This is a genomic window from Sphingomonas bacterium (genome assembly GCF_903644135.1).
GTDB lineage: Bacteria > Pseudomonadota > Alphaproteobacteria > Sphingomonadales > Sphingomonadaceae > Sphingomonas.
This window is the reverse complement of sequence record NZ_CAHJXA010000208.1, coordinates 1-5043: the sequence shown is the minus strand read 5'-3', so window position 1 is coordinate 5043 and position 5043 is coordinate 1. Positions and strand designations below refer to the sequence as shown.

The 5043-nt window shown below is 69.0% G+C and carries 6 protein-coding genes; 5 read left to right on the top strand and 1 reads right to left on the bottom strand.

Annotated elements, in window-relative coordinates; all coding sequences use genetic code 11:
• On the top strand, nucleotides 1-303 hold a 303-nt coding region (locus HUU96_RS11055; RefSeq protein WP_174292853.1), incomplete at its 5' end, for an aminotransferase class I/II-fold pyridoxal phosphate-dependent enzyme.
• Between the two features lie 18 nt (nucleotides 304-321).
• Here HUU96_RS11055 and HUU96_RS11050 read toward each other — a convergent pair.
• On the bottom strand, nucleotides 322-1176 hold the full coding sequence (locus HUU96_RS11050; RefSeq protein WP_174292852.1) for an oxygenase MpaB family protein: 855 nt from the start codon (nucleotides 1174-1176) through the stop codon (nucleotides 322-324).
• Between the two features lie 141 nt (nucleotides 1177-1317).
• On the opposite strand from HUU96_RS11050, the gene HUU96_RS11045 reads away from it, so the two are divergent.
• The 4 genes from HUU96_RS11045 to HUU96_RS11030 all read left to right on the top strand — a co-directional run bounded on the left by HUU96_RS11045 (nucleotide 1318) and on the right by HUU96_RS11030 (nucleotide 4753).
• Entirely contained in the window at nucleotides 1318-2238 is a 921-nt protein-coding gene (locus tag HUU96_RS11045) for an ATP-grasp domain-containing protein (protein ID WP_174292851.1), read from the top strand.
• On the top strand, nucleotides 2238-3254 hold the full coding sequence (locus HUU96_RS11040) for an LLM class flavin-dependent oxidoreductase (RefSeq protein WP_174292850.1): 1017 nt from the start codon (nucleotides 2238-2240) through the stop codon (nucleotides 3252-3254). Before HUU96_RS11045 ends, HUU96_RS11040 begins: the two co-directional genes overlap by 1 nt.
• Nucleotides 3251-3730, top strand: a complete 480-nt coding sequence (locus tag HUU96_RS11035) for a DUF3833 family protein (RefSeq protein ID WP_174292849.1) — start codon at nucleotides 3251-3253, stop codon at nucleotides 3728-3730. Before HUU96_RS11040 ends, HUU96_RS11035 begins: the two co-directional genes overlap by 4 nt.
• Before the next feature lie 84 nt (nucleotides 3731-3814).
• On the top strand, nucleotides 3815-4753 hold the full coding sequence (locus tag HUU96_RS11030; protein WP_254605187.1) for a YncE family protein: 939 nt from the start codon (nucleotides 3815-3817) through the stop codon (nucleotides 4751-4753).
• Nucleotides 4754-5043 lie beyond the last annotated feature (290 nt).

Here is a 5043-nt window from a genome sequence, read left to right as displayed (position 1 = left end):
CAGGCGGCGGCGGCGCGGCTGAAGGCGATGTTCGCCGAGGCCGGCCTGCCGATGCTGGCGACCGACACCCACATCGTGCCGCTGATGGTCGGCGATCCGGTCAAGGCCAAGCGGATCAGCGACATCCTGCTCGCCGAGTATGGCGTCTACGTCCAGCCGATCAACTATCCCACCGTGCCGCGCGGCACCGAGCGGCTGCGCTTCACGCCGGGCCCGCAGCACGACGAGGCGATGATGCGCGAGCTCACCGACGCGCTCAGCGAGATCTGGGGCCGGCTGGAGCTGGTCCGCCAGGCCGCCTGACGTAGCGGAGCGGCTCCGCTAGCGGGCAAAGGCCCAGCGCAGCGTCGTCGCCAGGCCGACCGCGGCGGTATCGACCAGCGGCCTCATCAACAGCGGCGACGCCGGCAGGCCATGCATCCGCCGCGCCCAGTCCGGCAGCAGGTCGACCGCCGCCTGCATCGTCACTTGCTGCACGGGCATGGTGAGCGGGTTGGCGGGCTTGTGGCCCAGCACCAGCCGCGCGACCTCGCGGGTGCGATCGTCCACCGCCAGCAGTGGCCGCATGGCCTCGATAACGCCGACCGCTTCGGCCTTGTCGCGCGGCACCGGATCGACCCCCAGAGCGACGCCGATGCTGGCGAAGTCGGCGAAATACCGATCCTCGTCGGCGGCCGACAGCCGCCGGTTGCCGTAGCGCTGCCAGGCTGCAAGGAAGCACCACGCCTCGCAGACATGCACCCAGCTCAGCAGCGCCGGATCGTCCGCCGCATAGGCGCTGCCGTCGGCCAGCGTGCCGCCGATGTGGCCATGAACGTGCCGCACCTTCGCGATCGAGGTCAGCGCGTCGCCCCGGTCGCCATAGGTGGTGACCGCGATGAAGCGCGCCGTCCGCCGCAGCCGCCCCATCATGTCGGTGCGGAAGTTGGAATGGTCCCAGACGCCCGCCAGCACCGCCGGGTGCAGCATCTGGAGCAGCAGCGCCGCGACGCCGCCGATCATCATGCTGGTGACGTCGCCATGCACCCGCCAGATCACCGAATCCGGCGCGAACAGCGCGTCGTCGCTGCGCTCGACCGGCCGCTCGCCGCGCGTCCGGTCATTGAACACCGCCTGCACCTGACGGACAATACCGCGTTTGGCTTGGCCGCGGAGAGAGAGACTGGCGTCGATCATGCTGGGGCTAACGCGCGTCCCGCCGCTACGGCGTCAACCCGCTGGCATTAAAGGGCGAGTGCGATAATTGGCATGGCCGGCTGCCGATCGCTCTGCAAAGGCGTTATCGCCAACAGGAGCATAGCGGGTGCCGACCGACCAATGACCGATCTCGCCATCCTCTACGAGCATCCCGAGTGGTTCCGGCCGCTGTTCGCGGCGCTGGACCGGCGCGGCGTCGACCACGTCGCGTTGACGCCCGACGGTGGCTGGGACCCAGCCGACCGTCAGCCGCCAGCGCCGCTGGTGTTCAACCGCATCGCCATGTCGAGCTTCCTGCGGGCCGGCGACGGGCGGGGCGGCGAGCACCCGATCTTCCACGCGCAGGCGCTGCTCGACCATTGGCGGCGCGGCGGCGCGGGAATCGTCAACGGGCCGGAGGTGCTGGCGATCGACTCGTCCAAGGCGCGGCAGCTGTCGCTGATCGCCTCGCTCGGCCTCGCGATCCCGCGGACCCGGGTGGTGCACCGCGCGGCGGACGTGCCGGCGGCGGCCGAGGCGATCGGCTTTCCTCTGGTCGTCAAAGCCAATATCGGCGGCTCGGGGGCCGGCATCGTCCGCTATGACGACCTGGAAAGCGTGCGCGCCGCCGTCGCCGACGCCACGCTGCCGCACAGCATCGACAGCGTCCTGCTGGTGCAGGATTTCGTGCCCGCACGCGGCGGCACCATCACCCGGATCGAGACGCTCGACCGGCGCTTCCTCTATGCGCTGGAGGTCGCGGGCGGCGGTGCGTTCGACCTGTGCCCTGCCGACGCCTGCGCAGTGCCCGGCGCGCCCGCGATCCGGATGAGCGCGGCTGATCCCGGCGCGACGCTGCGCGACGCCGTCGAAGGGATCGCCCGCGCCGTCGACCTCGACGTCGGCGGGGTCGAGGTGATGGTCGACGACCGCGACGGCGTGGCGCGCTTCTACGACATCAACGCGCTCTCCAACTTCGTTGCCCGGCCATTGGAAGTCCTTGGCTGGGACCCGCACGACCGCCTGGTCGATTACCTGATCGAGCGGATCGGAGCGCCCTGATGCGGTACGGATATTGGACGCCGGTGTTCGGCGGCTGGCTGCGCAACGTTGCCGACGAGGGGATGGCGGCGAGTTGGGACTACACGAAGCGGCTGACGCTAGACGCCGAGCGCTGGGGGTACGACCTGACGCTGATCGCCGAGCTCAACCTCAACGACATCAAGGGCGTCGAGCAGCCGGCGCTCGACGCCTGGTCGACGGCAGCGGCGCTGGCGGCGGTGACGACGAGCGTCGAGCTGATGGTCGCGGTGCGGCCCAACTTCCACCACCCGGCGCTGTTCGCCAAGGCGGCGGCGAACATCGACCGGATCTCGGGCGGCCGGCTGGCGCTCAACGTCGTGTCGTCCTGGTGGGCGGACGAGGCGAAGCAGTACGGCCTGCAGTTCGACCAGCACGACGACCGCTACGCCCGCACCGCCGAATGGCTGCGGGTGGTCGATGGCCTGTGGAGCGAGGAACGGTTCAGCTTCGCGGGACAGTTCTACCAGACGCAGGACGCGATCTGCGCGCCCAAGCCGGCCAAGCGCCCGACCGTCTATGCCGGCGGCGAAAGCCACCGTGCCAAGGCGATGATCGCGCGCCAGTGCGACGCCTATGTCATGCACGGCGACCCCGCGAGCGCGATCGCGCCCAAGACCGCCGACATGGCACGGCTGCGCGAAGAGGCGGGCGGCACGCCGATGCAATACGGCATGGCCGCCTATGCGATCGTGCGCGACAGCGAGGCGGAGGCGAAGCGCGAGCTGGAGCGGATCACCACGGTCGCCGAGCTGCCCGCCGGCTATGCCAATTTCGACCAGTGGCTGTCGGGCACGCAGCTGGAGCGCGAGCTGAAGATCCAGGAATATTCGGTGTCCAACCGCGGCTTGCGCCCGAACCTGGTCGGCACGCCCGAACAGCTGAAGGAGCGGATCGCCGAATATAAGGCCGTCGGGCTCGACCTGCTGCTGCTCCAGATGAGCCCGCAGGCCGAGGAGATGGAGCGCTTCGCGGCCCAGGTCATGGGGACGGCATGATCAGGCTCGGCCTGGCTCTCGCGCTGGTCGCCTCCGCCTGCGCCACTGCCGCCGATGCGTTCGACCCCATCGCGTTCTTCGCCGGGCATAGCGACGGCGTCGGCACGCTCAAGGTCGCGCTGTCGCGGCGACGCGGCGTGCATGTCGCCGGCGAAGGCCAGGTCGAGCGCGACGGCTCGTTGCTGCTGGTCCAGCGCATCGAGCAGGAGGGCAAGCCGCCCCGCAACCGGCGATGGACGCTGCGGCGAACGGGCGACAAGACCTATGCCGGCGAGTTGAGCGACGCGGTCGGCCCGGTCGAGGGCGTCGTCAGCGGCGACGTGCTGCGGCTGCGCTTCACCGCCAGGGGCGGCCTGCACATCCGGCAATCGCTCACGCTGCAACCTGGCGGCCGGGTGATCCGCAACCGCCTGGTGGTGCGCAAGTTCGGCGTCCGCATGGCGGTGCTCGACGAGACGATCCGCAAGCTCGATTAGTTCGGGCGCTGCCGGCTGCTGATGATGCTAGTGTCGGCGAAGTGTCATAAGGCCGCGCTACCGGTCAGCAGTAAGAGGGTCGCCATGCGTTTGTCCTGTCTCATCATGGCGATGGCCGCCTTGCCCTCGGGCATCGCCGCCGCGCAGCAGAGCCAAGAGCCCCAGCTGCTGCCGACTGGACAGGCGCTGACGCCGCTGGCGGCACCGGGCGCGCGCTTCGAGCCGCTGACGACCGGCATCGGCCCGGTCCCCAGCTATCTTGCCGACGGGGCGGCGGCGGCCGCGACCAGTCCCGATGGGCGCGAGATGCTGGTGCTGACCAGCGGCTATAACCGCGTCAACGGTGCCGACGGCAAGGTGATCGAGGCGCAGTCGGTGCAATATGTCTTCCGCTACGCCGTGTCGGCGCGGGGCAGCCGCCTGCTCCAGACTCTGCCGGTCAAGAACAGCTATGGCGGCATCGCCTGGCGGCCCGACGGGCGTGGCTTCCTGGTCGGCGGCGGGGTGGACGATGTCGTCCATGTCTTCGCGCGCCGCGGCACCGGCTTTGCCGAGACCGCGACGATCGAGCTGGGCCACAAGGCGGGCCTGGGGGCCGAGGTCAAGCCGCAGGCCGCCGGCGTCGCGGTCAGCCCCGACGGCCATCGCGCGCTGGTCGCCAACTACTATAATGATTCGGCGAGCCTGCTCGACCTCGACCGCAACGCCGTGGTCGCCGAGCAGGATCTGCGTCCCGGCAAGATCGACCCAGCCCAGGCGGGTGTCGCCGGCGGCGAGAACCCGTTCGCGGTGGTGTGGCCGGAACCCGGCCGCGCGTGGCTGTCCTCGCCGCGCGACCGGCAGATCGTCGCCCTGGCGATCGGTTCGACAGGGATCAGCGTCACCGGCCGCATCGCGACGCTGGGCGAGCCGACCGCGCTGCTGGCGGACCGCCGCTCCGGGCGGCTGTTCGCGACCGAGGACAATGCCGACCGGCTGGCGATCGTCGACACCGCCGCCGGCCGGCTCGCCGCTAGTAATTGATAGACACTTGCAGCTGTTACAGCTGCCCCATTAAGGTCATTTTAACTATTTCCATGCAGAAAATGAATCTGTCGCTATCAACAGCACGGAAAAACCATGCAAGTCCAATCGACCAACACCTCCTCGCTTAACGAAGCGCTTATCGTCAGAATTAGCCATTTGGCATCAGATATGGAACGTGTCGGGCTCAGAGCTGATGCTGCCATCCTACGCGGCTTAATGCGCTCGCTATCGTCTGAGTTGGTTCACTAACCAATCTGAAATGCCTTAACACAGGGTAAATGCTTGCC